The 26,388-nt window shown below is 71.5% G+C and carries 22 protein-coding genes and 2 pseudogenes; 13 read left to right on the forward strand and 11 right to left on the reverse strand.

The genetic code is table 11. The features are described 5' to 3' along the window. The first annotated feature begins 348 nt into the window (after positions 1-348). From ABT245_RS08755 to era, 4 genes are all read left to right on the forward strand, one after another. Entirely contained in the window at positions 349-825 is a 477-nt protein-coding gene (locus tag ABT245_RS08755) for a hypothetical protein (protein ID WP_351730527.1), read from the forward strand. A gap of 155 nt (positions 826-980) precedes the next feature. Further along, a complete protein-coding gene (locus ABT245_RS08760; protein ID WP_351730529.1) occupies positions 981-2,309 on the forward strand; it encodes a WxL domain-containing protein in 1,329 nt (442 codons plus the stop codon). 91 nt (positions 2,310-2,400) lie between these two features. Beyond that, positions 2,401-3,411, forward strand: a complete 1,011-nt coding sequence (locus tag ABT245_RS08765; RefSeq protein ID WP_351730532.1) for a COG1470 family protein — start codon at positions 2,401-2,403, stop codon at positions 3,409-3,411. A 90-nt stretch (positions 3,412-3,501) separates the two neighbouring features. After that, positions 3,502-4,455 carry a GTPase Era gene (era, locus tag ABT245_RS08770; RefSeq protein WP_351730535.1) on the forward strand — a complete coding sequence of 318 codons (954 nt, stop codon included), beginning with the start codon at positions 3,502-3,504 and terminating at the stop codon, positions 4,453-4,455. Between the two features lie 27 nt (positions 4,456-4,482). Here era and ABT245_RS08775 read toward each other — a convergent pair whose 3' ends face one another. Continuing rightward, complete coding sequence (locus tag ABT245_RS08775; RefSeq protein ID WP_351730538.1) at positions 4,483-4,815, reverse strand: hypothetical protein; 333 nt, start codon at positions 4,813-4,815, stop codon at positions 4,483-4,485. Between the two features lie 38 nt (positions 4,816-4,853). Next, complete coding sequence (locus ABT245_RS08780) at positions 4,854-5,225, reverse strand: hypothetical protein (protein ID WP_351730723.1); 372 nt, start codon at positions 5,223-5,225, stop codon at positions 4,854-4,856. Positions 5,226-5,243: 18 nt separating this feature from the next. On the opposite strand from ABT245_RS08780, the gene ABT245_RS08785 reads away from it, so the two are divergent. Further along, on the forward strand, positions 5,244-5,378 hold the full coding sequence (locus ABT245_RS08785; RefSeq protein ID WP_351730726.1) for a hypothetical protein: 135 nt from the start codon (positions 5,244-5,246) through the stop codon (positions 5,376-5,378). A 35-nt stretch (positions 5,379-5,413) separates the two neighbouring features. Here ABT245_RS08785 and ABT245_RS08790 read toward each other — a convergent pair. Next, positions 5,414-5,809: pseudogene (locus ABT245_RS08790) on the reverse strand (GDSL-type esterase/lipase family protein); the annotation flags it as partial. 57 nt (positions 5,810-5,866) lie between these two features. Between ABT245_RS08790 and ABT245_RS08795 the strand changes: the two are divergent. Continuing rightward, positions 5,867-6,541: a TetR/AcrR family transcriptional regulator gene (locus tag ABT245_RS08795; RefSeq protein WP_351730541.1), complete on the forward strand. Its 675-nt coding sequence runs from the start codon at positions 5,867-5,869 to the stop codon at positions 6,539-6,541. Positions 6,542-6,560: 19 nt separating this feature from the next. On the opposite strand, the gene ABT245_RS08800 is transcribed toward ABT245_RS08795, so the two are convergent. The 3 genes from ABT245_RS08800 to ABT245_RS08810 all read right to left on the reverse strand — a co-directional run bounded on the left by ABT245_RS08800 (position 6,561) and on the right by ABT245_RS08810 (position 9,793). Beyond that, the gene (locus tag ABT245_RS08800; RefSeq protein ID WP_351730543.1) at positions 6,561-7,874 is read right to left on the reverse strand and encodes a GH1 family beta-glucosidase; all 1,314 of its coding nucleotides are present in this window, start codon (positions 7,872-7,874) and stop codon (positions 6,561-6,563) included. A 561-nt stretch (positions 7,875-8,435) separates the two neighbouring features. Next, a complete protein-coding gene (locus ABT245_RS08805) occupies positions 8,436-8,702 on the reverse strand; it encodes a protealysin inhibitor emfourin (protein WP_351730545.1) in 267 nt (88 codons plus the stop codon). A 20-nt stretch (positions 8,703-8,722) separates the two neighbouring features. Beyond that, positions 8,723-9,793 (reverse strand): M4 family metallopeptidase, encoded by a 1,071-nt coding sequence (locus ABT245_RS08810; RefSeq protein WP_351730548.1) that lies wholly within the window; start codon positions 9,791-9,793, stop codon positions 8,723-8,725. 337 nt (positions 9,794-10,130) lie between these two features. On the opposite strand from ABT245_RS08810, the gene leuA reads away from it, so the two are divergent. From leuA to ABT245_RS08825, 3 genes are all read left to right on the forward strand, one after another. Beyond that, a complete protein-coding gene (leuA, locus tag ABT245_RS08815) occupies positions 10,131-11,852 on the forward strand; it encodes a 2-isopropylmalate synthase (protein WP_351730551.1) in 1,722 nt (573 codons plus the stop codon). Between the two features lie 218 nt (positions 11,853-12,070). Beyond that, positions 12,071-12,766: a tellurite resistance TerB family protein gene (locus tag ABT245_RS08820; RefSeq protein WP_351730553.1), complete on the forward strand. Its 696-nt coding sequence runs from the start codon at positions 12,071-12,073 to the stop codon at positions 12,764-12,766. Positions 12,767-13,152: 386 nt separating this feature from the next. Next, positions 13,153-14,325, forward strand: a complete 1,173-nt coding sequence (locus ABT245_RS08825; RefSeq protein WP_351730556.1) for a sialidase family protein — start codon at positions 13,153-13,155, stop codon at positions 14,323-14,325. Positions 14,326-14,432: 107 nt separating this feature from the next. On the opposite strand, the gene ABT245_RS08830 is transcribed toward ABT245_RS08825, so the two are convergent. From ABT245_RS08830 to ABT245_RS08850, 5 genes are all read right to left on the reverse strand, one after another. Continuing rightward, positions 14,433-15,383, reverse strand: coding sequence for a dihydrodipicolinate synthase family protein (locus ABT245_RS08830; RefSeq protein WP_351730559.1), 951 nt, complete (start codon positions 15,381-15,383; stop codon positions 14,433-14,435). Continuing rightward, positions 15,380-16,399, reverse strand: a complete 1,020-nt coding sequence (locus ABT245_RS08835; protein ID WP_351730561.1) for an ABC transporter ATP-binding protein — start codon at positions 16,397-16,399, stop codon at positions 15,380-15,382. The genes ABT245_RS08830 and ABT245_RS08835 overlap by 4 nt, the downstream gene beginning before the upstream one ends. Before the next feature lie 227 nt (positions 16,400-16,626). Then, positions 16,627-18,603 (reverse strand): dipeptide/oligopeptide/nickel ABC transporter permease/ATP-binding protein, encoded by a 1,977-nt coding sequence (locus tag ABT245_RS08840; RefSeq protein ID WP_351730564.1) that lies wholly within the window; start codon positions 18,601-18,603, stop codon positions 16,627-16,629. After that, positions 18,603-19,562 carry an ABC transporter permease gene (locus ABT245_RS08845; RefSeq protein ID WP_351730567.1) on the reverse strand — a complete coding sequence of 320 codons (960 nt, stop codon included), beginning with the start codon at positions 19,560-19,562 and terminating at the stop codon, positions 18,603-18,605. Before ABT245_RS08845 ends, ABT245_RS08840 begins: the two co-directional genes overlap by 1 nt. Positions 19,563-19,566: 4 nt before the next feature. Continuing rightward, a complete protein-coding gene (locus ABT245_RS08850; protein WP_351730718.1) occupies positions 19,567-21,186 on the reverse strand; it encodes an ABC transporter substrate-binding protein in 1,620 nt (539 codons plus the stop codon). A 303-nt stretch (positions 21,187-21,489) separates the two neighbouring features. Between ABT245_RS08850 and ABT245_RS08855 the strand changes: the two are divergent. The 4 genes and pseudogenes from ABT245_RS08855 to ABT245_RS08880 all read left to right on the forward strand — a co-directional run. Beyond that, positions 21,490-21,833: pseudogene (locus ABT245_RS08855) on the forward strand (FadR/GntR family transcriptional regulator); the annotation flags it as partial. Positions 21,834-21,900: 67 nt separating this feature from the next. Further along, positions 21,901-23,667 (forward strand): SH3 domain-containing protein, encoded by a 1,767-nt coding sequence (locus ABT245_RS46010; protein ID WP_502982084.1) that lies wholly within the window; start codon positions 21,901-21,903, stop codon positions 23,665-23,667. A 752-nt stretch (positions 23,668-24,419) separates the two neighbouring features. Continuing rightward, positions 24,420-25,211: an IPT/TIG domain-containing protein gene (locus ABT245_RS08875; RefSeq protein ID WP_351730569.1), complete on the forward strand. Its 792-nt coding sequence runs from the start codon at positions 24,420-24,422 to the stop codon at positions 25,209-25,211. Between the two features lie 150 nt (positions 25,212-25,361). Continuing rightward, the gene (locus ABT245_RS08880; RefSeq protein WP_351730573.1) at positions 25,362-26,354 is read left to right on the forward strand and encodes an IPT/TIG domain-containing protein; all 993 of its coding nucleotides are present in this window, start codon (positions 25,362-25,364) and stop codon (positions 26,352-26,354) included. Positions 26,355-26,388 lie beyond the last annotated feature (34 nt).

Genomic DNA, 26,388 nt, shown 5'->3' on the forward strand with positions numbered 1-26,388 from the left:
GTCCCCGCGCCCCTTGCGGGCCCAGCCCGACCGGAGCGGAATGCGCACGGCTGGGCCGCCGCTGCCCCGGTTCGTCGTGCGCCCGGCATCCGGTCGTGGGCCCCTGCTGGGGACGTCGTCGTGCAGCCGTCCGGGCGGTGGGCGGCCGTGGTCGGGGGAATAGGCCGGAAATCCACCTTGCCGCTGTCTGTGCCCCGCGTGTCAATGGGAACGCGAGTTCCGACGGACCGTCAGTTCCAGCCCCCGGCAGGGTGTCCGCACCCACCTGGCCCGGGGTGTCCGTCGGGGCGTACCTCCTCTCCATCCCCACATGGCATTCCCAGACAACGGGAAGGGAGCCGGATCCCCATGAGAGGCAAGCGAACAGCAACCGGTGCGGCACTGGCGGTCGGGGCCCTCGCGGTCACCGGGCTGGCCTTCGCGCCCGCCGCCCTGGCCGTCACCCCGCAGTCGGCGACGATCAACGCCGACTGCGGGGCCTTCGGCGGTGGCGCGGCCACGCTCACCGCCACCCAGAACGGCACCTCGGCCACCTTGACCCTCAAGTCCACCGCGGTCACCGCACCGCTGGCGCTGTCGGCGGACTCGATCACGTCCAAGCTCACGATGGTCAAGGCGGGCGGTGGCAGCACCGTTTTCAGCGGCACGAAGAATCCCGCCATGGCCGCCGGTGACCCGGTCACCGTCGGCCCGCTCAGCGGCACCGTGGCCTCCGGCGACAGCCTGGAGGCACACGGCGGCTCGCTGCAGATGAAGATCTTCGGCATCACCGTCACCTGTAAGGCGACCGGCAACCAGTCACCGGGCCCGTTCGTGTTCGACTGACACAGAGAGGGTCCGACGCACGGCCGCGGCAGGGAAGCTGATGCTCCGTCAGTTTTCCTGCCGCGTCTCCATTGACTTCTCACGCGGCCTCCACATCAATGGCCCCCTGTCGGCGCAGCCGAGCCGCTGCGCCCGCGACCCTCAGGAGGGGGCCCATGGGTTCGACACTCCGAAGATCCGCCCGGTGGCGCTGGGCGTCCCTGCTCGGCGCGACCGCGCTCGCGGTCACCGCGGGCGGCGCCCTGGCCTGCCCGGCCGGCGCCACGGGCGGCAACGTGGACTTCGCCACCCACTGCATCCCGCCCGCGATCGCGGGCCTGCCGCCCATCGACGGCACCACCACCGCGAACATCTCGGTGGACAACGCCGGCCCCACGGTCGGCGACACCGTCACCGTGACCTACACCGTGGTCACGGCCGCCGCGGGCAACCCCACCGACCTCGCGCTGCCGGCCGACATCATGACCCCGACCGGGAAGGTCACCCTCGGCGGCGCGCAGAGCGGCAGCATCACGGTGGCGGGGCCGAAGAAGAACCCCCCGGTGCCGGGGAAGGGCGCATTCCCGTCGTTCTCCATGACCGGGACGTTCACCGTCACCACACCCGGTGCGATCACCCTCTCGCCCGGCGACTACAACATCCACACCAGCTACATCCTCGAACTGGACACCCCCTGCACGGTCACCGACCCGCCCGCCCCGGTGTCCCAGACCATCACGGCGACCTCCGGCACTCCCACCAACTCCCGCGCCATCTCGCTTAGTTCGGCATCGGGGGATCCGGGTGACCGGGTCACCGTGAGCGGCAGCGACTTCACGCCGGGCGCGCGTGTCACCCTGGCCGGGCGGTCCGGGGCCGCACAGACCGCGGACACGGCGACCGCGACCGCCGACGCCCGGGGTTCCTTCAGCGGTTCCCTCGTCGTCAACGACCCGGCCACCACCGGGATCGTGGCCTACGAGGGCGACGCGTGGAGCGCCGACCTGGGCGCCGGACCCGCGGCCTACGGCGTCAACGACACCACGCCCGTCCCCGACGGCAGCCAGAAGCTGACCACCACCGTCAAGGCGGGCACCCTGTCCATGTCCCAGGCCGGGGACTCCGTCGCGCTGTCGGCGGTCGACTTCGGCCAGGGCGGCGCCGCCACGGGCGAGCTGCGGACGGTGACCGTCAAGGACTTCCGTGGCGGCCCCGCCGGCTGGTCCCTGACCGGCAAGGTCACCGACTTCACCGGCCCCGGCGGCCGTATCGACGCCGGAAAGCTGAGCTGGCGCCCCACCTGCGCGACGAAGGCGGGCAGCCCGAGCACCTGCGAGGCCGGTTCGGCCGGCCCGGTCGGCGCTTCGGGGGCCACGCTGGCCCAGGCCCCGGACGGGACGCTGACCGGCGGTGAGTTCACCGTCGATGCCGGACTGTCCCTGGACGTACCGGCGTTCACGCCTCCGGGCGGCTACTCCGGCGTCCTCACGCTCACCCTCACCTGACCGTGCCCGACTCCGGCGGCCGGGCGCCCGCCCGCACGGGGGGCCGCACCCGCCCGACCGCCACGACCTACGCCCGTGGGGGTACGCACCCATGCGCAAGCCGTACGTCCTCCTGCTGAGCCTGTGCTGGCTGTTTTCCGGCCTCGCGGTCACGCCCGCGCGGGCCGCCGACAACGGCAGCTGGTCCGTCCACCCCGTCTCCTCACGCGTCGCCGTACGGCCGTACTTCTCTCTCTTCGCCGACCCCGGCCGGCGCATCGCGGACAAGATGGTCATCGCCAACAAGACCGCCGAGCCCCGCACCTTCCGGCTGTACGCGGCCGACGCCTACAACACCGCCCGGGACGGCGGCTTCGCCGTGCGGTCGCCCGGCGAGCGGATGCGGGGGGTCGGCGCGTGGGCGCGGCCCGCGAGGTCCCGGATCACCGTCCCCGGTCACGGCACCGTCACGGTGCCCTTCACGCTGCGGGTGCCCGCCGACGCCGAACCCGGCGACCACCCGGGCGCGCTCGTGGCGATCGACGAGCGGATCGAGTCCGGCGCCGGTTCGGCCGCGCTCGGCGTGCGCCGGGCCGTCGGCGCCCGGGTCTATCTACGGGTGAGCGGGCCCGCGCTGCCCGCGCTGGCCGTCGAACACGTCCGCATCAGCCACCAGCAGCCGCTCGTTCCCGGCCTCGGCGACAGCACCGCGGTCATCTCCTACACCCTGCACAACACCGGCAACGTCACCCTCGATCCGCAGGTGGAACTCGGGGTGCGGGGGATGTTCGGCCGTACACTGCTGGCCCGCGACCTGACCGGGCTCCCCGCGGAGCTGCTGCCCGGACAGCGCGTCCGGCTCACCGCGCCATGGCGTAACCCGCCCCAACTCGACTGGGGGAAGGTCACGTTGACGGCACACGCCACCGGTACGCGGCAGTCGGCGAGCGCCTCGTTCCTGGCGCTTCCATGGCTGGTGGCGGCGGTGGCCGCCGCCGTGGCCGCCACCGGCGTGACCCTGCTGGCCCGGGCACGCCGAAGCCGCACACGCCGCCCGTCCGTGCCCGCAGGCCCGTCACGGCCGTCACGCCCGGCCCCGACCACGCCGGACCGCACAGGGTGACGCTCTGGTGTCCCACCGTTAGGCGGAGCGGCTTCGGGGCCCGTCCTGGGCGGTACGGCGCTGGCTCCGGGATCAGGGACAATGGGCGGCATGAGCGTTCGTACCCAGTCATCCGAGCAGTCGGCCGAGGCCGTACACCGTGCCGGCTTCGCCTGCTTCGTGGGCCGCCCCAACGCGGGCAAGTCCACCCTCACGAACGCGCTGGTCGGGCAGAAGGTGGCGATCACCTCGAACCGGCCGCAGACCACCCGGCACACGGTGCGCGGCATCGTGCACCGCCCCGAAGCCCAGCTGATCCTGGTCGACACCCCCGGCCTGCACAAGCCGCGCACCCTGCTGGGCGAGCGGCTGAACGACGTGGTGCGCACCACCTGGGCCGAGGTGGATGTGATCGGCTTCTGCCTGCCCGCGAACCAGAAGATCGGCCCCGGCGACCGCTTCATCGCGAAGGAGCTGGCCGGGATCAAGAAGACACCGAAGGTCGCCGTCGTCACCAAGACCGACCTGGTGGACTCCAAGGCACTCGCCGAGCAGCTGATCGCCGTCGACGCGCTGGGCAAGGAACTGGGCATCGAGTGGGCTCAGATCGTCCCGGTGTCGGCGGTCGGCGACAAGCAGGTGGAACTCCTCGCCGACCTGCTGATCCCGATGCTGCCCGAGGGCCCCGCGCTGTATCCCGAGGGTGACCTCACGGACGAGCCCGAGCAGGTCATGGTGGCCGAGCTGATCCGGGAGGCCGCGCTGGAGGGCGTCCGGGACGAGCTGCCGCACTCCATCGCCGTGGTCGTCGAGGAGATGCTGCCGCGCGAGGACCGCCCCGCGGACCGGCCGCTGCTGGACATCCACGCCAACCTCTACATCGAACGCTCCAGCCAGAAAGGCATCGTCATCGGCCCGAAGGGCAAACGCCTGAAGGACGTCGGCATCAAGTCCCGCAAGCAGATCGAGGCGCTGCTGGGCACGCCGGTCTTCCTTGACCTGCATGTGAAGGTCGCGAAGGACTGGCAGCGCGACCCCAAGCAGCTACGCAAGCTCGGCTTCTGACCGCGGAATCCGTCGCGGGGCCCGGGTTCATTCCTCAACCGTCCAGAACGGCGAGTCTTTCGCAGGCGCGGGCCGGATCCGAAGACGCGCGAAGTCGAATCCGGCGTCGTCGTCCTCGTCGCCTGTGGGAAGTCGTCCGGACTCGTCCGGGTAGTAGTACAGGCCGTAGGACCAGAACTCCGGGAACTCATGGCACATGAGGTCGGGGTAGGCGGAGATCTCCGCATCGTGGTATCGCTCGTTGATCCTGGCAACGGCCTCCGCACGAGAGATGCCGAAGCGCGACACCGTCTCGTCCGCGATCTCACGGAAGTACTCGGTCATGCCGTCATCAAGGTCCATGAAGAATTCTGCGGTCATGCTGTGGGAGGTCCTACTCGTTTATCCACGGCTGCTCGTCATTGGCTCGACCGGTCCGTCCTGGCCTTGTACGGAGCGGGTTCGGTGGCGATGACGTGCTGTACCTGCCATCGGGTTTCCTCCCAGCGGCCCTTGCGTGCGGCCTGCCGCCGCTCCTCGCCCTCGTCAGGGATCCGCTCGGCGTACCAGCGGCCGATCTCCGTCTGGCTTTCGCGTGCGAGGTCCTGAACGGTGATCAGTGAGCTGCGCAGCATGTGAGGACGCGCCTCCTCCATCATCCGCTGACAGCCGACCCGCACGGCCTGCATCGCCAGTCCGGCTCCCAAGGCCAGAAGGTGCCGGTTGCCCTCCCACCGCTCGGCGGTCTTGTAGAGCCGCTCGTGGGCCTTGAGCAACCGAGGGCTCGCCACGCCGAGATCGATCGCTTCGTGGGCGGCCGCGAGGTATTCACGGTACGCGTCCTGTACGGGTTCCTCGATCCGCTCCTGAAGGGTGCCGAGAACATGCTGCGCGAAGTCCAGCGCCAGATGTTCCGCGCGATTCCGGTCGACCTGATCGAGTAGTTCTGCGGGACGTCCTCGCCGAGCCGCAGGCGTATGTCGCGGATCAGCGACTCGGCGTCCCGGCGGAACGCGCCCGGCCGGCGCAGCCGCAGCGCGTCGTTGGTGCCGGCCACCACCAGGACCAGATGCGGGCGCCAACGGGTCGTCGGGTCGGTCAGACCCGACAGCAGACCGCGCCGCACCGCCGAGAGCGTCGCGCCCGCCTTCGCCGTCACCCGCCAGGACACCGCCCGGCCGGTCAGCGCCGTCAGGGCCTGTGCCGTCTGGCCGGTGAGCGCGTCCCGGTGGTTCGGCGCGCCCACGCCCGCCGCCACCGAGTCCCCGATCACCGCGAGCCGCAGCGCGGGCCCCGCGCCCTCCGTGGTCCCCGTGTCGTCCCCCGCCGCCTCTGGCAGCCGTACCGGTCGCGTTCGCGTACCCGTCCCGCGCATGCGCCGAACCCCCGTCCATAACGCTGTTATGCTCAATAACAGCGTTATGCTCGGCTCGTGTCAACCCAGAACCCCGATCCGGTGGCGCCCGGCCGCGGCGGTCCTGCCCTCCGCCGCCGTCTGCTCGACGAGGCCGCCCGCGTCCTCGCCGAGGAAGGACCCGGCGCGCTCAGCGCACGGCGGCTCGTCCGGGCCGTCGGCGCCTCCACCATGGCCGTGTACACCCACTTCGGGTCCATGCCGGAACTGGTGCGCGAGGTCATGAAGGAGGGCGTCGACCGGTTCCTCGCCCGGGTGCGGGAGGTGCCGCCCGCCGTCGCGCCCGACGCCGATCCCGTCCGTGAACTGGCCGGACTCTGCCGCGCCTACCAGGACTTCGCCCGCGCCGAACCCCACGTGTACGCCGTGCTGTTCGGCGGCTCGGCGCTCGCCGGCTTCGAACTCAGCGAGGCGGACCGGTCCATGGGCGTCGCCCTGCTGCGTTTCCCGCGCGACGCCATCCGCCGGTGCGCCGGCGCCGGCCGGTTCCACGTCGGCGCGGACGCCGATCTCCTTGTCCGCCAGCTGTTCGCGCAGATGCACGGGCTCGCCCAACTCGCCCGCGCCGGTTACATCCTGGGCCGCTACGGCCCGGACGACGTCCTCGCCGGACTGCTGCGGGACTTCGCCGTCGCCGCCGGTGACGAGCCCGCGCGGGCCGCGGCGTCCGTACGGTCGGGGCTCGCCGGGTGACGGCCGGGGCCGCGCCGGGTCATCTCTGGGCCCGCAGTACGTCCCGGAACCAGCCGTACGACGCCTTCGGGGTCCGGCGCTGCGTCGCGTGGTCGACATGGACCAGGCCGAAGCGGCGGGCGTAGCCCTCGGCCCACTCGAAGTTGTCCAGCAGCGACCAGACGAAGTAGCCGCGCACGTCCACGCCCGCCTCGATCGCCCGGTGCAGCGCCCTGATGTGGCCGTCCAGGTAGGCGATCCGCTCCTGGTCGTCGACGCCCTCGTACGAGCAGCCGTTCTCGGTGATCACCACCGGCGGGAGCCGGTCGCCGTACCGGCCTCGGAAGGCGGTCAGCAGCTCGGTCAGGCCCTCCGGGACGACCGGCCAGCCGAAGTCCGTCACCGGGTGTCCCTCGATCTGCCTGAGCGAGAAGGGGAGTTCGGCCGGGATCGGCACCCCGCCGAACTCGGACTCCCTCTGCCGCGGGGCGCCCACCCGGGTGGGGGCGTAGTAGTTGACGCCGTACCAGTCGAGCGGCTCGGCGATGACCTGGAGATCGGCGTCGACGTCGCCCGGCATCAACTCGGCGATGCCCTCCGGGTATTCGCCGAGGAGCAGGGGGTCGGCGAACAGGCGGTTCAGCAGGACGTCGTAGAACTCGGCCGCCGCGGTGTCCTCGGGCGCGGCGGAGGCGGGCCAGGTCGGGCCGTGGGAGTTGGCGATGCCGATGTCGGCGGCGCCGGCCGCGCGCAGCGCCCGTACCGCGAGGCCATGGGCGAGGAGCTGGTGGTGGGCGACCGGCAGGGCGTCGAAGAGGAGACGTCTGCCGGGGGCGTGGGCACCCAACGCATGGCCCAACAGGGTGTGTTCGGCGGGCTCGTTGAGAGTGATCCACTTGGTGACGCGGTCGCCGAGCCGGGCGGCGACCGCCGACACATACGCGGCGAAGCGGTGCGCGGTGTCCCGGTCCAGCCAGTCGAGGCGGACGGGCAGGTCCCAGTGGAAGAGCGTCGGGACGGGGCGTACGCCGGCCGCGCACAGCTCGTCCACGAGGCGGTCGTAGAAGTCAAGGCCGCCGGGGGAGTCGACCCGCGGCCAGGAGACCGAGAAGCGGTACGCGTCCACGCCGAGGCCGGACAGCAGCGCCACGTCCTCGCGGTAGCGGTGGTAGTGGTCGCAGGCCACCGCCGCCGTGGAGCCGTCCTTCACCCTCCCCGGCTCCTGCGTGAACACATCCCAGACGGACCGCTCCCGCGCGTCCACGGCCCCCTCGATCTGATGCGCCGAGGTCGAAACCCCCCACAAGAACCCACCCGGAAACCGAGGCATCGGAGCGCTCACATCACTCACCATGAGCGGGATCATCCTTACCCCCAGTAACAAAAGTCAACGCTCAACAAAACAAAGGACGTCGCAACCAGCGCCCGAAGGAGCGCGGGGAACTGCGCGCCCAGCCACATCCCACCCGCAGCCCACCGCCGACCCGAGCCACCCGCGCCCCCAACCACAACGCACCCGCACCCAACCGACAACCCACAACCCGCGCCCACGCAGTGCTCCCCAGCCACAACGCGCCTGCACCCAACCACAACCCACAACCCGCGCCCACGCAGTGCTCCCCAGCCACAACGCACCCGTACCCAACCACAACCCACAACCCGCGCCCACGCAGTGCTCCCCAGCCACAACGCACCCGTACCCAACCACAACCCACAACCCACGCCCACGCAGTGCTCCCCAGCCACAACGCACCCGTACCCAACCACAACCCACAACCCACGCCCACGCAGTGCTCCCCAGCCACAACGCACCCGCACCCAACCACAACCCACAACCCACGCCCACCCAGCGCCCCCCGGCCGCAACTCCCCGCAGACAACGACGGCCGGTTCTTCGGCTGACCCAGCGGAGCGCTCACGCTCCTTCTTTGAGGACCCGCGCGATCAACACCCGCTGTTCCTCGGTCAGATAAGGATCCGTGGCATAGACCGTCCTCCCGTCCACCGTGATCTCGTAGTGGAAGCCGTCCGGCACGCCGGCCGGCGGCACGGCCCGGCCGGCCGCGACCGCCCGCTCGGCCAGGGACCGCCACTCGGGCGCGTCGGCCCGCCCCGAGGTGTTCACCTCGGCATGCCGCTCGATGCCCGCGAACCCGCCCGTGCGCCTCACCTGAATCCGCATGGTCCCTGTGTAGTACGGACCTAGGCAGTCCGCACCCCGACCTGCTGCCACGCCTTCGTCACGGCCTGGTGCTCCTCGCTCTCGCGGTAGCGGGCCCGGGCCGCCGCGACCGTCAGCTTCGCGAAGTCCTCGAAGCCGGCCTGGGAGGACAGCTCGCCGCCGGTCAGCACGTCGTACCAGATCTGCCCGGCCCGTTCCCAGGCGCGCCCGCCGAGCGCGGTGGCCAGCAGGTAGAACGCGTGGTTGGGGATACCGGAGTTGATGTGCACGCCGCCGTTGTCACGGCCGGTCCTCACATAGCCGGCCATGGTCGCGGGCTGCGGGTCCTTGCCGAGGACGTCGTCGTCGTACGCGGTGCCCGGGGCCTTCATCGAGCGCAGCGCCGTGCCGGTGACCCGCGGCGCGAGCAGCCCGGCGCCGATCAGCCAGTCGGCCTCGGCGGCGGTCTGCCCCAGCGTGTACTGCTTGATCAGCGAGCCGAACACATCGGAGAGGGACTCGTTGAGCGCGCCGGGCTGGCCGAAGTAGGTGAGGTTCGCGGTGTGCTGGGTGACGCCGTGGGTCAACTCGTGGCCGATGACATCCACCGGGATGGTGAAGTCCAGGAAGACCTCGCCGTCCCCGTCGCCGAACACCATCTGCTCGCCGTTCCAGAAGGCGTTGTCGTAGCCCTCGCCGAAGTGCACGGTGGCGTCCAGGGGCAGGCCGGAGCCGTCGATCGAGGTGCGGCCGTACGCCTTCAGATACAGCTCGAAGGTGGCCCCAAGACCCGCGTAGGCGCGGTTGACGGTGGCGTCGGCGCCGGGTTTCGAGCCCTCCTCGCGGACCTTCGTGCCGGGCAGGTCCTGCCGGTGCTCGGCGTCGTAGACGGTGCGCTGCGGACGGTCGGCGGCGGCGCCCATGGGCGGGGCGACGGCCGGCGCCCCGATGACCGTGGTCAGCCGGCGGTGGGTGCGCTCGTAGGCGTCGCGCTCCAGGGTCCGGCGGGCCGGGCCGGACAGCGCGGAGTCCTCGTGCTGGGCCAGCCGGTCGAGGACGTGCGGCGGGACGATGGTGCAGAAGACGGGCTCGAAGCCCCCGTTCGTCGTCATGACCGCACCATTGCACTGAGTGACTGAAATGTCACTACCGGCAACCATGATGGGGGAAATGCCGTGACAAGAGATCCGGGTCACTCGCGCACAGTGGTATGGCGCACGTTTTGTCCCTTTGATTCCCCTGGTCCCGCATACTGATACGGGCCCGCGCATCCGGCGCGGCTCGGCTAGGCTGCGGAGCATCATGCGTTTCGGGCTGCTTCTCCTTAGCTGCCGCGGCGAGGGCCTGTAGTCGAGGCCGACTCCCTCCCCGCGGAGCTTGGCGTTGCGTCGTCGGCCGTCCTTCCGGACACCGGACACGACCGGACATCTTCGAGGAGCCCACGCCACCATGGCCAACCGCCAGCAGCCCAGTTCCATGCCGATCCACAAGTACGGCCGGTACGAGCAGGTAGACATCCCCGACCGGACCTGGCCCGACCAGCGGGTCACCGTCGCCCCGCGCTGGCTCTCCACCGACCTGCGGGACGGCAACCAGGCCCTGATCGACCCGATGTCGCCCGAGCGCAAGCGCCGCATGTTCGACCAGCTGGTCAAGATGGGCTACAAGGAGATCGAGGTCGGCTTCCCCGCCTCCGGCCAGACCGACTTCGACTTCGTCCGCTCGATCATCGAGGAAGAGGGCGCGATCCCGGACGACGTCACGATCTCCGTGCTGACCCAGGCCCGCGAGGACCTGATCGAGCGGACCGTGGAGTCCCTGAAGGGCGCGCGGCGCGCCACCGTCCACCTCTACAACGCCACCGCCCCGGTCTTCCGCCGGGTCGTCTTCCGCGGCTCCAAGGGCGACATCAAGCAGATCGCCGTCGACGGCACCCGGCTGGTGGTGGAGTACGCCGAGAAGTTGCTCGGCCCCGAAACGGAGTTCGGCTACCAGTACAGCCCGGAGATCTTCACCGACACCGAGCTGGACTTCGCGCTGGAGGTCTGCGAGGCGGTCATGGATGTCTGGCAGCCCGGCCCGGGCCGCGAGATCATCCTCAACCTGCCCGCCACGGTGGAGCGTTCGACCCCCTCGACGCACGCGGACCGCTTCGAGTGGATGCACCGCAACCTGTCCCGCCGTGAGTACGTCTGTCTGTCCGTCCACCCGCACAACGACCGCGGCACCGCCGTCGCCGCCGCCGAGCTGGCGCTGATGGCCGGCGCCGACCGCATCGAGGGCTGCCTGTTCGGGCAGGGCGAGCGCACCGGAAACGTCGACCTGGTCACCCTGGGCATGAACCTGTTCTCGCAGGGTGTCGACCCGCAGATCGACTTCTCCGACATCGACGAGATCCGTCGCACGTGGGAGTACTGCAACCAGATGGAGGTCCACCCGCGCCACCCCTACGTGGGCGACCTGGTCTACACGTCCTTCTCCGGCTCCCACCAGGACGCCATCAAGAAGGGCTTCGACGCCATGGAGGCCGACGCGAAGGCCAAGGGCGTCACCGTCGACGACATCGAGTGGGCCGTGCCGTACCTGCCCATCGACCCGAAGGACGTCGGCCGCTCCTACGAGGCGGTCATCCGCGTCAACTCGCAGTCCGGCAAGGGCGGCATCGCCTACGTCCTGAAGAACGACCACAAGCTGGACCTGCCGCGCCGGATGCAGATCGAGTTCTCGAAGATCATCCAGGCGAAGACGGACGCCGAGGGCGGCGAGGTCACCCCGGGTGATATCTGGGCCACCTTCCGCGACGAGTACCTGCCCAACCCGGACAACCCCTGGGGCCGTATCCAGGTCAGGACCGGCCAGTCCACCACCGACACGGACGGCGTGGACACGCTCACCGTGGAGGCCACGGTCGACGGCGAGGACACCGTGCTGACCGGCTCCGGCAACGGTCCGATCTCGGCCTTCTTCGACGCGCTGCACTCCATCGGCGTCGACGTACGCCTGCTCGACTACCAGGAGCACACGATGAGCGAGGGCGCCTCCGCGCAGGCCGCCTCGTACATCGAGTGCGCGATCGACGACAAGGTCCTGTGGGGAATCGGAATCGACGCGAACACGACGCGTGCGTCGCTGAAGGCCGTCGTCTCCGCCGTGAACCGAGCGGCCCGCTGACGCCGCTGACCGGCGATTTTCTGGGCCCGGCCGGTGTGTACAACGGCCGGGCCCAGGTCGTTTACCGGCCACTTTGACGCGCAGATAACGGAAAGGTCTCGTAGGGGGTGCTGACTCCACATCGCCGATGTGGCTAACATCACGCACACGCGGCAATGGGGCCGCGTGGGGGCACCGCCCACGCCCTTGAGGCAGTGGGGGAGTTACGGAGGTGCGACGTGCTGCCAGTACGGGGACGAGACGGCCGTGCCACCAGGCTTGCCCGCATCATGGGCACCCGCACCGCGTGGACACCCGTCGGGGACGGCGAATTCTTCTGCCCCGGGTGCGGGGGCGACCGCAACTACCAGCGGCTCACCGGCCGCCGCCGCTTCATCCTGCTCGGCGTGCCCGTTCTGCCGCGCGGCACCACGGGGCCCGTCGTCGAGTGCGCGGCCTGCCGCCACCACTACGGCACCGATGTCCTGGACCACCCGACCACCTCGCGTTTCTCCGCGATGCTCCGCGACGCCGTGCACACCGTCGCCCTCGCGGTGCTGGCCGCGGGCGGCGCCTGCGCGCGGACGTCCCTGGCCGCCGCCGCCAGCACGGTCCGTGCCGCCGGGTTCGCCGACTGCACCGAGGACCAGCTCGGCGCGCTGGTCGAGGCGCTGGCCGCGGACACCGGGCGGGTCTTCGAGCAGCCGGCCGGCGCGAGCCTGGCGATAGAGCTGCACGAGGCCCTGGACCCGCTCGCCCCGCACCTCGCCCCCGGCGGCCGGGAGTCCATCCTGCTCCAGGCGGCCCGGATCGCCCTCGCGGACGGCCCGTACACGCCCGCCGAGCGCGATGTCCTCGCCACCGTCGGCGCGGCCCTGACCATCTGCGCCGACGACGTGACCCGCCTGCTGGCGGCGGCCCGCATGCCCTCCTGACGACTCCGGAGCACACCCCCGGGTTACTCCCTGGTGAGTAACCCGACCCCGCGGCCACTCGGCGTAGTACGCCCGAACCCGCCCTCCCGCGCGCCGCGCCCCGGCGTCCTACGTCCGAGCCGCTCTCCCGCGCGCCGTCACCCCGCGTAGTACGTCCGAGCCCGCTCTCCCCGCGCGACGCGCCCCGCGCGCCGTCACCCGGCGTGGTACCCCCCGAACCCACTTTCCCGCCGGATGCGCCCCCGCGCGCCGTGACCTGGCGTAGTACGTCCGAGCCCGCTCTCCCGCGCGACGCGCCCCGCGCCCTGCCCGTCGCGCCGGGAGCCTGGGGACCGCATTCGGGCATCCGCTCCGGGGGGAGGGTCCGAATCCCCATAATGAGAGCGATGTCTCTCCTCAGCCGCATTCTCCTCGCCGCCGCGGTGCTCGCCGCCGCGGCCACCCCGCCCGCCGTCGCCAGGCCCGGCTGTGCCTCCTCCGTGCCGTACGCGTCCGGCCGCGGCGGCTACGACAGCTACCGCATCCCGGCCGCCGTCAGGACCCGCGCGGGCACCGTGCTCGCCTTCGCCGAGGGCCGGCACGACGGCGTGGGCGACAGCGGCGCCATAGACGTCGTCGTGCGCCGCTCCACCGACGGCGGCTGCACCTGGGGACCGCTCTCGGTGGTCGCCGCCGGGCACGGCGACACCCGGGGCAACCCGGCCCCGGTGGTCGACCCGGACACCGGTGAGATCGTGCTGGTCACCTCGTACAACAGCGGTGCCGTCACCGAGGCGCAGATCGTACGGGGCGAGGTGACCCCGGAGCAGGGCCGCCGGGTCTTCGTACAGCGCAGCCACGACGACGGCCGGCACTTCTCGCCGCCCCAGGAGATCACGGCTGATGTGAAGCCGGCCGGCTGGCGCTGGTACGCCACCGGGCCCGGCCACGCCGTGGCCCTGACGCGCGGCCCGCACGCGGGCCGGCTGGTCGTCCCCGCCAACCACTCCGCGGCACCGCCGCCCGGATCCACCGACACCGGCCAGGAAGCCAAGTACTACGGCGGCCACGCGTTCTACAGCGACGACGGCGGACACACCTGGCGACTGGGCTTCGTCGACGACTCCTACGACGGCCGGACCAACTCGAACGAGTCGACGGCCGCGCAACTCCCTGACGGGCGCCTCTACTTCAGCTCCCGAGACCAGAAGGGCAGCAGTCCGGGCAACCGCCTGGACAGCTACTCGGGCGACGGCGGCCAAAGCCTCGACCGGCCCTACGCCGTCCAGCCCGCCCTCAACGACGTCCCGGTGGTCGAGGGATCCGTTCTGCAACCGCGCGGCCGGCACGCCCCGCTGCTGTTCTCCGCGCCGTCCGTACCCACCGCCCGCGAGGCGATGACCGTGTGGCGCAGCACGGACGGCGGGGCGACGTTCACCAAGGCCCGGACGCTGTCCCGGGACAAGGCCGCCTACTCCGACCTCGTCCAGCTCGACGCCGGCACGGTGGGTGTCCTCTACGAGACGGGGACCGCTTCCGCCTACGACCGGATCGAGTTCCGTCGGCTGCGGGTGCCCTAGCCGGTTCTGGGGCGTGCGGTGGCTTTTTGTCTGCGGGTGCGTCGTGGTTGCTCGCGCCCGCGCGGCGGAGCCGCACATCGATACAGCCCCGTGCCCCTGTCGGGGCGCTACAGCAGGCCCGCCGCTGCCAAGTACTTGCCCACCTGTTCTGTTTCCGATGGGGACAGGGGGGTCTGCGGTGCCGCCGTCGTCGGGGTCGTGATGATTCCGCGCAGGTGCAGGGCCGCCTTGAACGCGCCGATCGCCGACGAACTGCCGCCCATCCGTGCCGGATCGCCCACTCCGACCATGCCGAACAGGGCGCACAACCGCTCCTGTTCCGCGCGGGCGCCCGCCCAGTCGCCGGCCCGGCACAGCCGGTACAGACGGACGTAGCCGTGCGGGTCGACGTTGGCCAGGCCGGGCACGGCCCCGTCGGCGCCCAGCGCGAGCGCCGCGTCCATGACCACCTCGGAACCGGTGAGCACGGCGAAGCCCGCACGGCCGGCCAGGCCCCGGGCGCCCGTCACGACCTCGCGGAAGCCGCCCAGGTCACCGCTGGAGTCCTTCAGCCCGGCCAGCACCCCGTCCCGGGCCAGCTCCAGCACCAGGCCGGCGGGCAGCTTGGAGTGCACGGCGACCGGGATGTCGTAGGCGATGACCGGCACCGTGCTGTGCCGCGCGACCAGCCGGAAGTGGCGGGCGATCTCCGCGGGGTGGGTGCGGGCGTAGAACGGCGCGGTGACGACGACCGCGTCGGCGCCCGCCGCCGTCACCGCCGCGACATGGTCGAGCACCCGGGGCGTCGTCATGTCGATCACCCCGGCCAGCACCGGCAGCCGGCCCGCCACATGCCCCGTGACCTCCTGCACCACCTGCCGCCGCTGCCGGTCGGTGAGGTACGCGGCCTCCGAGGTCGAGCCGAGCACGAACAGGCCGTGCACGCCCGCCTCCACCAGATGGTCGACGAGCCGGAGAAGCGAAGGGACGTCCACCTCGCCCTGCGGTGTCAGGGGAGTGCACACGGGCGGCACGACACCGGACACCCCGGTCGGGTCGTTCGGGGCGGGGAAGGTCATGGCGGCTCCCTGGGAAGACTCTGGCGCACGAGGTCGCGGGTCGGCTGGTCCTCCTCCACAGGATGATGACAACGGTAGCGATGTGCCGTGTGCGACGCGGCCGAGAAGTCCGGCATGACCGCGGCGCAGCGGTCGTCCGCCCGCCAGCAGCGGGTACGGAACGGGCAGCCGCTCGGCGGCCGGATCGCCGACGGCACCGGGCCGGCCAGCGGAATCGGGTCGATCGGGTCGAGCAGACCGGGCGTCGCGGAGAACAGGGCCCGCGTGTACGGGTGCCGGGCCCGGTCGGTGACCTGGTCCGCCGGGCACTCCTCGACGATCCGGCCGAGATACATGGTGATCACCCGGTCGCTCATCCGCCGCACCGTCTGGATGTCGTGGGAGACGAAGACCAGCGCGAGACCCAGCCGTCCCCGCAGGTCCAGCAGCAGATTGAGGATCTGCGCGCGTACGGACACGTCCAGCGCGCTCGTCGGCTCGTCGGCGACCACCAGATCCGGGTCGAGGGCCAGCGCGCGGGCGATGGCGACGCGCTGCCGCTGGCCGCCGGAGAGCTGGCCGGGCAGGGCGTCGCCGAGGGCCCGGGGGAGACCCACCAGGGCCATCAGCTCGCGCACCCGTTCCTCGCGTCCGGCCCTGGACCCCCGGGCGTGCACATCCAGGGGGTCGCGCAGGATGCGCCGCACCGGCAGCCGCCGGTTCAGGGCGGTCGACGGGTCCTGGAACACCATTCCGGTGCTCGCGCCCACCGTGGCCCGGCGCTCGGCGGCCGGCATGGACCACAGGTCGCGGCCCTTGAAGGACACCGTGCCCGAGGTCGGCCGCGTCACCCCGACGAGGACCTTGGCCAGCGTCGACTTGCCGCAGCCGGATTCGCCGACCACTCCGAGGGTTTCGCCGGGGGTGAGGGTGAGGTCGGCTGCGGTGAGTGCGTGGATTCGGTTGCGGGTGAAGGGGGTGCCGGTGCGGGTTCGGTGGGTGACGTGGGTGTTGCGCAGTTCGACCAGCGCGCTCACGTGACGGCCTCGCTTTGGGTGGTGACGAGATCGGCGGCGGGGTTCGGTGCGGTCGTTCGGCTCTGCTGGGTCGCAGCCAGGAGAAGTCCCTTGCGGTTCGACAGCGCCCCGAAGGGGCTCGGGGCTGTATTGATATGCGGCTCCGCCGCGAGGGCACGACCGGCCACGATGCCGCCGCAGACAACCGGCGGCACAGCGCGGCGCATCCGGCAGAGCGCTTGGCACGCTCACGTGACGGCCTCGCTCTCGGTCGTGACCAGGTTGATCGCGGGGTAGTGGCAGGCGGCGGTGTGTGTGGGGGTGCCCTGCGGGTCCGGTGCCGTCGTCCGGCACCGTCCGCTCGCCCGTGGGCAGCGGTCCGTGAACCGGCAGCCCGCCGGGAATTCGGCCGGTGCCGGGACCACCCCACCGATCTGGGTCAGCCGCTCGGCCGCCGACTCCAGCGACAGCACGCTGCCCAGCAGCCCGCGCGTGTAGTGGTGGGCCGGCGCCGCCACCAGGTCCGCGGTCACGCCGGTCTCCACGATCTGCCCGCCGTACATCACCGCCACCCGGTCGGTGACGTCCGCGACCAGCGCCAGGTCGTGCGAGACCAGGATCAGCGCGAAGCCCAGCTCCGCCCGCAGCCGCAGCAGCAGTTCCATGATCTGCGCCTGCACGGTCACGTCCAGGGCGGTCGTCGGCTCGTCGGCGACGATCAGCTTCGGATCACGGGACAGCGCCATGGCGATCAGGACGCGCTGGCGCTGACCGCCGGAGAGTTCGTGCGGATAGCTGCGCAGGGTGCGCTCCGGGTCGAGGCCGACCAGGGTCAGCAGCTCGGCCGCGCCGCGCCGGCCGCCGCGTCGCACCAGCTGCTTCAGCTGGGCGCGGATGGTCATCGCCGGGTTCAGCGAGGCCAGCGCGTCCTGGTAGACCATCGCCATCTCGTGGCCGAGCAGCCTGCGCCGGACGCGCGTCGGTTCGGCGAGCAGGTCCCGCCGGCCGAACCGGATCCGGCCGGCCACCCGGGCACCCCTGGGCGGCAACCCCATGATCGCGAGCGCGGTCAGCGACTTGCCGCAGCCCGACTCGCCGACCAGGCCCAGCACCTCGCCGGGCCGCACGTCGAAGCTGATCCCGTCGACCACGTCGACACCCCCGTGCCGGTCCGGGAACCCGATGGCCAGGTTCTCCACCGATAGCACCGGCTGCCCGCCCGGGTCGGGCAGCGGACGCGCCCTGGCCCGCAACCGCCGTGCGGCATCGGCCAGCCCGGGCAGCGGCAGCACCTCGCCGCCGGGCTCAGGCGCCGCCGGCCGGTCCTCGTGCCCCCGCACATCCACCTCGCGGGCCGCGGGAGCCGCCCAGGCGTCCGAGACGCCCTCGGCGAGGACGTTCAGGGACAGCACGGTGACCAGCATCAGCAGCCCGGGGAAGACGGTCGCCCACCAGCCGCCGGTCAGCACCATGTTCTTGCCGTCCGCGATGACGCTGCCCCACGACGGGCCCGGCGGCCGCACCCCCGCGCCGATGAACGACAGCGACGCCTCGAAGACGATCGCCTCGGCGACCTGGACGGTGCAGAACACCAGCACCGGGGCGGCGCAGTTGACGGCGACGTGCCGCAGGACGATGTGCGGGGTGCGGGCGCCGATGACCCGTTCCGCCGTCACATAGTCCTCGCCGTACTGGTCGAGGACGTTCGCCCGCACCACCCGGGCCACCGGCGGGGTGAACAGGAACGCGATCGCGCAGATCAGTACGGAGATGCCACCGCCGAACACCGCGACGAGCACCGCGGCCAGCGCGATGCCGGGAAAGGCCATCACCACGTCGAGGCAGCGCATCAGCGTCTCGTCCACCGCCTTGCGGGAGGTGGCCGCGAGCGCCCCGAGCAGCGCGCCCACGACGAGGGCGAGCGCGGTGGCGCCGAGTCCGATGGCGAGGGACCAGCGCGCGCCGTACATCAGCCGGCTCAGGATGTCCCGGCCGAGGCTGTCCTGGCCCATCCAGTGCCCGGCGGAGGGATGCCCGGTGCCGTCGACGGGTGCCTGCTGGTCCAGTGGGTCGTCGGGGGCGAGCAGCGGCGCCAGCAGGGCCGCGAGCACGACGACGGCCAGGAAGCAGACGGCCGCCTTCGACAGGGCGGGCAGCCGGCGCGGGCCGCGCGGCCGGACGCCGGGCCGGGCGAGCCGCTCGGTGAGGCTCTTGCGCGTGAGCATCAGGCCGCATCCCTCAATCGCGGATTGACGAGCAGGTAGAGGACGTCGATGACCAGGTTGACCACCACGAACCCGGCGGCCGTCGTCAGCACCACCCCCTGGACCACCGCTGGGTCGCCGTTCTGCACCGCGTCGATCATCAGCTTGCCCATGCCGGGCAGCGAGAAGATCGTCTCGATGACCACCGCGCCGCCCAGCAGATAGCCGACCCGCAGCCCGAGCACCGTGAGCGGGTTGACCAGCGCGTTGCGCAGCACGTTCCGGCCGACCACCACCCGGGGCGGCAGCCCGCCGCCGATCGCCGTCCGTACGTAGTCCTTGTCCAGTTCCTCCACCACGGCCGTCCGCACGATCCGGGTGAGCTGCGCGGCCACCGGCAGCGACAGCGCGACCGCGGGCAGCGTCATCGTGCGCAGCCAGCCGGTCGGGGAGTCCGCCGGGTTGATGTAGCCGCCGGTCGGGAACCAGCCCCGGTCCACCGCCAGGTACTGGATCATCAGCAGCGCGAGCCAGAACCCGGGCGCCGCGACCCCGGTCAGCGAGAGCACCCGGATGACCTGGTCGGGCAGCCGGTCCCGGTGGATCGCGGCCGTGACCCCGCCGGCCAGCGCCAGCACCACCGCGAGGCCGAGGCCGAGGAAGGTCAGCTGGAGGGTGAGCGGCAGCGCGGTGGTGACCTGGTCGACGACCGGCTGCCGGGTCAGCGCGCTGGTGCCCAGGTCGCCGTGGAGCAGGTCGCCGACGAAGTGGACGTAGCGCACCGGGAGCGGGTCCAGCAACCCGTTGCGTTCCCGGAACTCGTGCAGCTGTCCGGGTGTCGGGTTGGCCCCCTGGAAGAACGCGGACGCCGGGTCGACGTCGGAGAACCGCATCACCAGGAACACGAAGAGCACGATGCCGAGCAGCAGCGGCACCAGTAGCGCGATGCGGTGCAGCAGGATACGGACGACGGCCGTCATGCCGTCAGACCCACCTGGCCTGAAGGAGGTTGATGCCCGGATACGGCTGTGCCCTTATGCCGGTGAGCCGCTTGGGGTCCCAGGCGGTCATCAGCTCGTTGTGCACGACCGGATAGAGCACGGCCTGCTCGGCGACGACGTCGATGCAGTCCTGGACCATCGCCGTCCTGCGGTCCGGGTCCGGCTCCCGGGTCGCCCGGTCCATGTCCTTGAACAGCTGCCTGGCCACCGGGTCGTCGGCCCACCGGGTGTACCGCATCCACAGGTTGGCAGGACCGTAGTTGTAGCGCATGATCAGGTCGGCGTCGAGACCGAACTGGTTCGGGTTCGAGGCGGCGGCGACGACCTGGTAGTCCTGCTTCTGGTCCAGCTTGGTGAACACGGCCGTGGTCTCCTGCGGGGACAGCGTCGTCCGCACGCCGATCGCGTCCCAGGACGCCTTGATGGTCGGCAGACAGTCCACGATCCAGCTGACGTTCACCGCGAGGACGTCGATCGTCAGGTTCTGCACCCCGGCCGCCGTCAGCAGCGCCCTCGCCTTGGCCGGGTCGTGGTCGTACACCGTCTTCGCCCGCCGGTAGGAGGGGTTGCCCTCGTTGAGGAAGGACGACGACGGCTTCCCGTGCCCCTTCAGCGCGACCTCGACCATCTTCCGGGTGTCGATGGCGTAGCGCAGCGCCTGCCGGACCCGTACGTCGTCGAACGGCTTGTGCGCGGTGTTGAACATCAGGAACAGGTTGTTCATCCCGGCCCCGCCCGCGACGCTCAGCCCGCGCCGCGCCAGCCGGGAGAGGGTGGCGTACGGGATGTTGTCGGCGATCTGCGCCCCGGCGTCGACTCCGGAGATCCGTGCCACGCGCGGGGCGGCGTCGACGATGGTCAGCCAGTTCATCGTCTGGAACGCGGGCCTGCGCGGACCGTTGTAGCCGGCGAACGCCTCGAAGGTGGTGTTCGACTTCGGGTGGTGCGCGGTCTGCCGGTACGGCCCCGAGCCGACTGCCTTCCCTCTGATCGCGTCGTCCCACGCCCCGGGCCGCGAGAAGACGTGCTTCGGCATGATCTTGGCGAGGGTGAGCCGGGAGAGCCCGTCCGGGAAGGGGAACTTGAGGACCAGTTCGACGTTGCGCGCGTCGACCCCGCGGACCTCCTTCAGCCAGCTCTCGAAGAAGCCCTTGGCGAGGGTCTGGGTGCCCGGGTCAAGGATCCGGTCGAAGACGAAGACCACGTCGTCGGCCGTCACCGGCTTCCCGTCGTGGAACCGGGCGCCCGGCCGCAGCGTGAACCGCCATGTGGTGGCGTTCGGATCGGCCGGCACCCGGGTGGCCAGTGCGGGGTACGGGTCCCGGGAGATCGGGTCGGTGTCCAGCAGACCTTCGTAGATGTGGTTGTTGGCGGCCATGCAGAACGCGGACGCCGTCTGCGTCGGGTCCCAGCTGCCGTCGTTGCCGTAGCCGATCACCGCGGTCAGCGTGCGATTCCCGTCGCCCCCGCCGCCGGTGTCGTTCGTCGACTCCGGCCCGGACGAACAGGCCGCGAGCGACGGGGGGAGCGCGGCGGCCGCACCCAGCGCGCCGCCGTACTTCAGGAACGCCCGGCGGTGCGGTGCCGGCGCATCGTGGGTCATGTCGTCGCGCACGGTTTCCTCCAGGTGGTCCGGAACGGTGTTCGCACAGAGGGTGGAGGGATACGGCAGAGGAGATACGACGTCCTACGTCCGGCCGGTCAGCGTGACCATAGGAGGGCCCGTGGGACCGGTCAAGGGATCGCACACGAATGGCGTAGCCGCCAGAGGTCGCACCAATGACACAGCGAAATGGCGGGAGTTGGCGCCGGTGGTACTGGGAGACAGGACGTGGGATGTCCGCCTCGGCCCGCTGGTCGACGCCCTCGCCTTCCGCACCGGCCGGAGCCGGGGTCTCCCGGATGCCAGACGGCGGGCCGGGCCGGCCGCCCCTGCCCCGAACTGGACCGCCGTTTCCACGAGTTGCTGTACGTCCGCTCGGCAACGCCCTCGTGCCGCAGCTCCTCGGCACGTTCTGGACGGTGTTCCGCCGGGTCTTGGGCGCCCGCGGCCGGACCGACGGCCCCGCGCCCGAGACCACCGTCCGCCGGCACCGCGACATCGTCACCGCGCTGCGCGCCCGGGACGTGGAGGGCGCGCAGTACGCGATGGCCGTCCACTTCCGCGGTATCGGGGCACGCGCGGCACGGGAGTCGCGCGGGGCGGGAGTCGCGCGGGGCGGGATGAGGGGTCCCGTGAGAGCTTATTAGCAGACTATTTGCGAGCTTCCCGGACCATCCATATGCCGCTTTTGAGTCATTAGAGCCAAGTTCTCTTATGTTCCTGACGAAATGTGACGTTTGCTGTCCGCACCTCATCCCTCACACTTCGTCAGGAAAGGCACGGTGGGTTTTGGTGCATGGGGCTGTCAAGGCCAGGGGCGTCTCGTCGCTGGCACTAGGGGCCGTGAGCCTCGGCCTTACCTGGGGCCTGTGCGGCCCCGTCGCCGCGCAGGCGCAGTCGGCGGAGGGCCGGGCGCAGGCCCGGGCCGCCGACGCGCAGGCGGCGCGGTTCGCCAAGGGAGCGGGGGTGAAAAGACATCAGCAGCGCCTGCGCGCCGCGGTCACGGGGACGGTGACCGCGGCCACGGGTGTGAACGTCCGTCAGCAGCCCTCGACCGACTCCGCGGTCCTGGGCTCGTTCCCGTTCGGGGCGAGCGTCAGCATCCTGTGCTGGGACGTGGGCACTCCGGTGGACGGGAACACCGTCTGGTACCAACTGGCGGACACTCCCGGCTGGTTGACCGCCCGCTGGGTCGCCGCGACCGGCGTCCCGCACTGCAACGGCCCGACGGGTCCGACCGGCCCCACGGGCGCGAACGGCGTGAACGGCGCCACCGGTCCGACCGGTGCTGCTGGTCTGAACGGTGCGACGGGTCCGACGGGCGCCGCCGGTCTGAATGGTGCGACGGGTCCGACGGGCGCTGCTGGTCTGAACGGTGCGACGGGTCCGACCGGTGCGGCTGGTCTCAACGGTGCGACGGGTCCGACGGGCGCTGCTGGTCTGAACGGTGCTACGGGTCCCACCGGTGCGGCTGGTCTCAACGGCGCTACGGGGCCAACCGGTGCGGCTGGCCTGAATGGTGCGACGGGTCCGACGGGCGCTGCTGGTCTGAACGGTGCGACGGGTCCGACCGGTGCGGCCGGTCTCAACGGCGCGACCGGTCCCACGGGTGCGGCCGGTCTGAACGGCGCTACCGGTGCGACTGGCCCGACCGGTGCCGCCGGTCTGAACGGTGCTACGGGCGCGACCGGTCCGACGGGCGCGAACGGTCTGAACGGTGCGACGGGTGCCACCGGTTCCACGGGTCCGACGGGCGCCGCTGGTCTGAATGGTGCGACGGGTCCGACCGGTGCGGCTGGTCTGAACGGTGCGACGGGTCCGACCGGTGCCGCCGGTCTCAACGGCGCGACAGGTGCCACCGGTTCCACGGGTCCGACGGGCGCCGCTGGTCTGAACGGTGCGACGGGTCCCACCGGTGCGGCTGGTTCGGACGGCGTGACGGGACCGACCGGTCCCACGGGTGCCGAGGGCACCGTCGGTGCGACGGGCGCGACGGGTCCGACCGGTGCCGCCGGTCTGAACGGTGCGACGGGTCCGACCGGTGCGGCTGGTCTGAACGGCGTGACGGGTCCCACCGGACCCACGGGCGCTGATGGTGTGACGGGTCCGACCGGCCCGACGGGTGCCGGTGGCGTCGTCGGTGCCACGGGTCCGACCGGGCCCACCGGTTCTGACGGTGTCGCCGGCCCCACCGGTCCCACCGGTCCGACGGGCCCCGGCGGCACCACGCAAACCCAGGCGCTGAACTCGCCCTTGAACCCGCAGACGATCCCCGCCGGCGGCACGATGACGCTCCAGGGAGGTGACTGCAGCACCCTCGGGTCCTTCATCGCCGTCAGCGGCGGGGAGAGCCAGGTATCGGGGTCGGGTCAGGTACAGACGCTCACCAGCACTCCGGGCACCGCCTGGACCATCACCGTCACCAACCCCGGCGTCGACCCCGCGACCGTCAACGTCGTGTCGCTCTGCCAGCCGATCTGATCCCGAACGAAGAACAGAAGAGCAAGCGGTCCGTGCCGCCCCGCCTGTCCGGCGGGCGGCACGGACCGCTTTTTACGCTCGGTCGGACATCGTGAAACGCAGTAATATTTCCAGACTATTTGGCGCCGGAGCGTTTTTCCGGGCCGTTCGCGCAGGTGGTACGCCTGTGGCGGCCGACGGCCGTGCGCTGCTCCGAATGAGCGAATCGGTTGCCACGCCCTTGCGGTGACGGTCACTCAGATGGATTACTGAGATTTGTCAGGTTGACTGAGTCATCCGCCCCGGCGCTCGGGTCATCCCGCTCCCTCTTCGGAGCCGTCAGCGGCGCGATCGACGTCCAGCCAGTGAAGATTCTCTGCCGATGCCCCGTGCACCCCGTATATCGGCACGGAATGGTGATGCCATGGTCATGCTCAGCACTAGCTGAAGCCGATGACACCGCGCCTTCGGCGCCTCCCCTCTTCCCGCTCCGTCACATCCTCACCGTCGAACCCGCTCGGGACGAGCCGCAATTCCGTTGAGGCCGCGGAAGCCACGCTTGGGGGCACTTCCCGCCCCGCTCCGCGTATCCGCCCGCATACGACCCGGCCCGCACGAGCATGCGCCGACGCCGGGCACCGCACCGTGCAACCGCCCAGGACGGGCCGGCCTGCCCTGGCGTGCCCTGTCCGCCTGAACTCCCAAGGCCGGCAAGACCGTTCGGCCAACACCATCACCGCCCGATCACGCGGCCAACCGCGAAAGGAACCATCATGGCAACCATCACCTCGATCAGCACGGGCAACCCCGGCTCCGCCGGGCAGCTCATGACGATCAACGGAACCGCCCTGTCGACGGCGACCAGGGTGAACTTCGGCAACAGGTCGGTCCCCGCCACCGTCGTCAGCAGCACGCAGATCACCGCCACCATCCCGTCGCTGTGCGCCGGGCAGTACAACATCAACGTCACGGCCGGCACGTCGACCACCAACTCCCTGCCGTTCTTCTACGCCGCCACCCCGGCTGTCGCGGCCGTGACACCCAACTCGGGCCCGGCCAGCCCCGGCACCATCACCCTCAGCGGCAGCGGCTTCCTGAACGCCTCGGCGGTGACCTTCGGCGCGGTAGGCGCGGGCACCGCGGTGACCGTGGTCAACGACAGCGAGCTGACCGTCACCGCGCCCGCGCACGGCGCCTTCACCGGCTGCCAGGACACCGTCGACGTCACCGTCACCACCCCTGGCGGAGGCAACACCACGAGCGTCGCCAGCCAGTTCGTCTACTACAACGCTCCCGCCGTGACCAGCCTCAGCCCGGCCACCGGCCCGGCCGGCACGAACGTCACCGTCACCGGCACGTGCTTCGTCAATGTCGTCGACGCGACCTTCACGCCCACCGGCGGAGGCGCCTCGATCTCGGCGGACAGCTTCACCTCCGTCTCCGAAACCCAGCTGATCGTCGTCGTCCCCGCCGGCCTCACCTCGGGCACCACCTATGACCTTCAGGTCATCACCCCCGGCGGGACCAGCGCCATCGTCGCCGGCGACGTGTTCACCGCCGCCTGACCCCCACCCGCCCAGGGCCGCCGATCGCCCCCTTCCTGCGCGACGGCCGCCCTGGGCACGTTCTCGGGAGCGCACCGGACCGCCGTGCCCCGACCCAGCTCCTGGCCGGGGCACGGCGTCCTCGCTCCAGCACGTGGAAAGGAGCACCCCATGGCGCCGACCATCACCGGCCTCAGCCCCACCCAGGGACCGGCCGCGGGCGGTACGCCCCTCACGCTCACCGGCAGCGGCTTCACCGGCGCGACGGCGGTCAGGTTCGGGTCGAACCAGGCACAGTTCAGCACGCTCAGCGACACCACCATCTCCTGCACGACCCCCGCCGGTTCGGGCACGACCGCCGTCACCGTCACCAGCCCCTCCGGCACCAGCAACAGCGTGACCTTCACCTATCTGCCCGCCCCGGTCATCAACTCGATCACCCCGTCCCAGGGCCCTGCCGCCGGCGGGAACAGCGTCACCCTCACGGGCAGCGCACTCTCCGGCGCCACCGTCATGTTCGGCAGCCACAGCGCCACCGTCACCGGCAACACCGGTACCCAGATGACCGTCCAGGCACCCGCCGGCCCGGCGGGTGCCGTCAGCCTCACCGTCACCACGAACGGAGGCAGCAGCACCCCGGTGTCCTACTTCTACGTCGCCCTGCCGACCGTGGGCAGCGTCTTCCCGGCTCTGGGGTCGACCCTGGGCGGCACCACGGTGACCATCACGGGCAGCAATCTGACCCTCGCCAGCGCCGTACGCTTCGGCTCCCGCACGGCCTCCGGTGTCACCGTCGTCTCGGACGGGCAGATCACCGCCCCGGCCCCGTTCGGTTCCGGAACCGTCACCGTGACCGTCACCACGCCGGGCGGCACCAGCCTTCCCGGGGTCGGCGATCCCTTCTTCACCTACGTCGCACAGCCGGTCGTCTCCGCGCTCAGCCCCAACCAGGGGCCGGCCGCCGGCGGGAACAGCATCACCATCACCGGCAGCAACCTGACGTACACCGACGGCGTCACGGTCGGCGGCACTCCCACCGAGTTCGTCACCGTCTCCGACACCAATGTGGTGGCCGTAGCGCCCGGCGGCACCCCCGGCACCGTCGCCCTCACCGTCCACACCCCGGGCGGCTCCAGCAGCGCCGGCTACCAGTACACGCCGTGATGTGTCGTCATGGTCACCCCGACCGCCCGCACCG

It is taken from the genome of Streptomyces sp. NPDC001508 (genome assembly GCF_040298665.1).
Classification (GTDB): Bacteria; Actinomycetota; Actinomycetes; order Streptomycetales; family Streptomycetaceae; genus Streptomyces.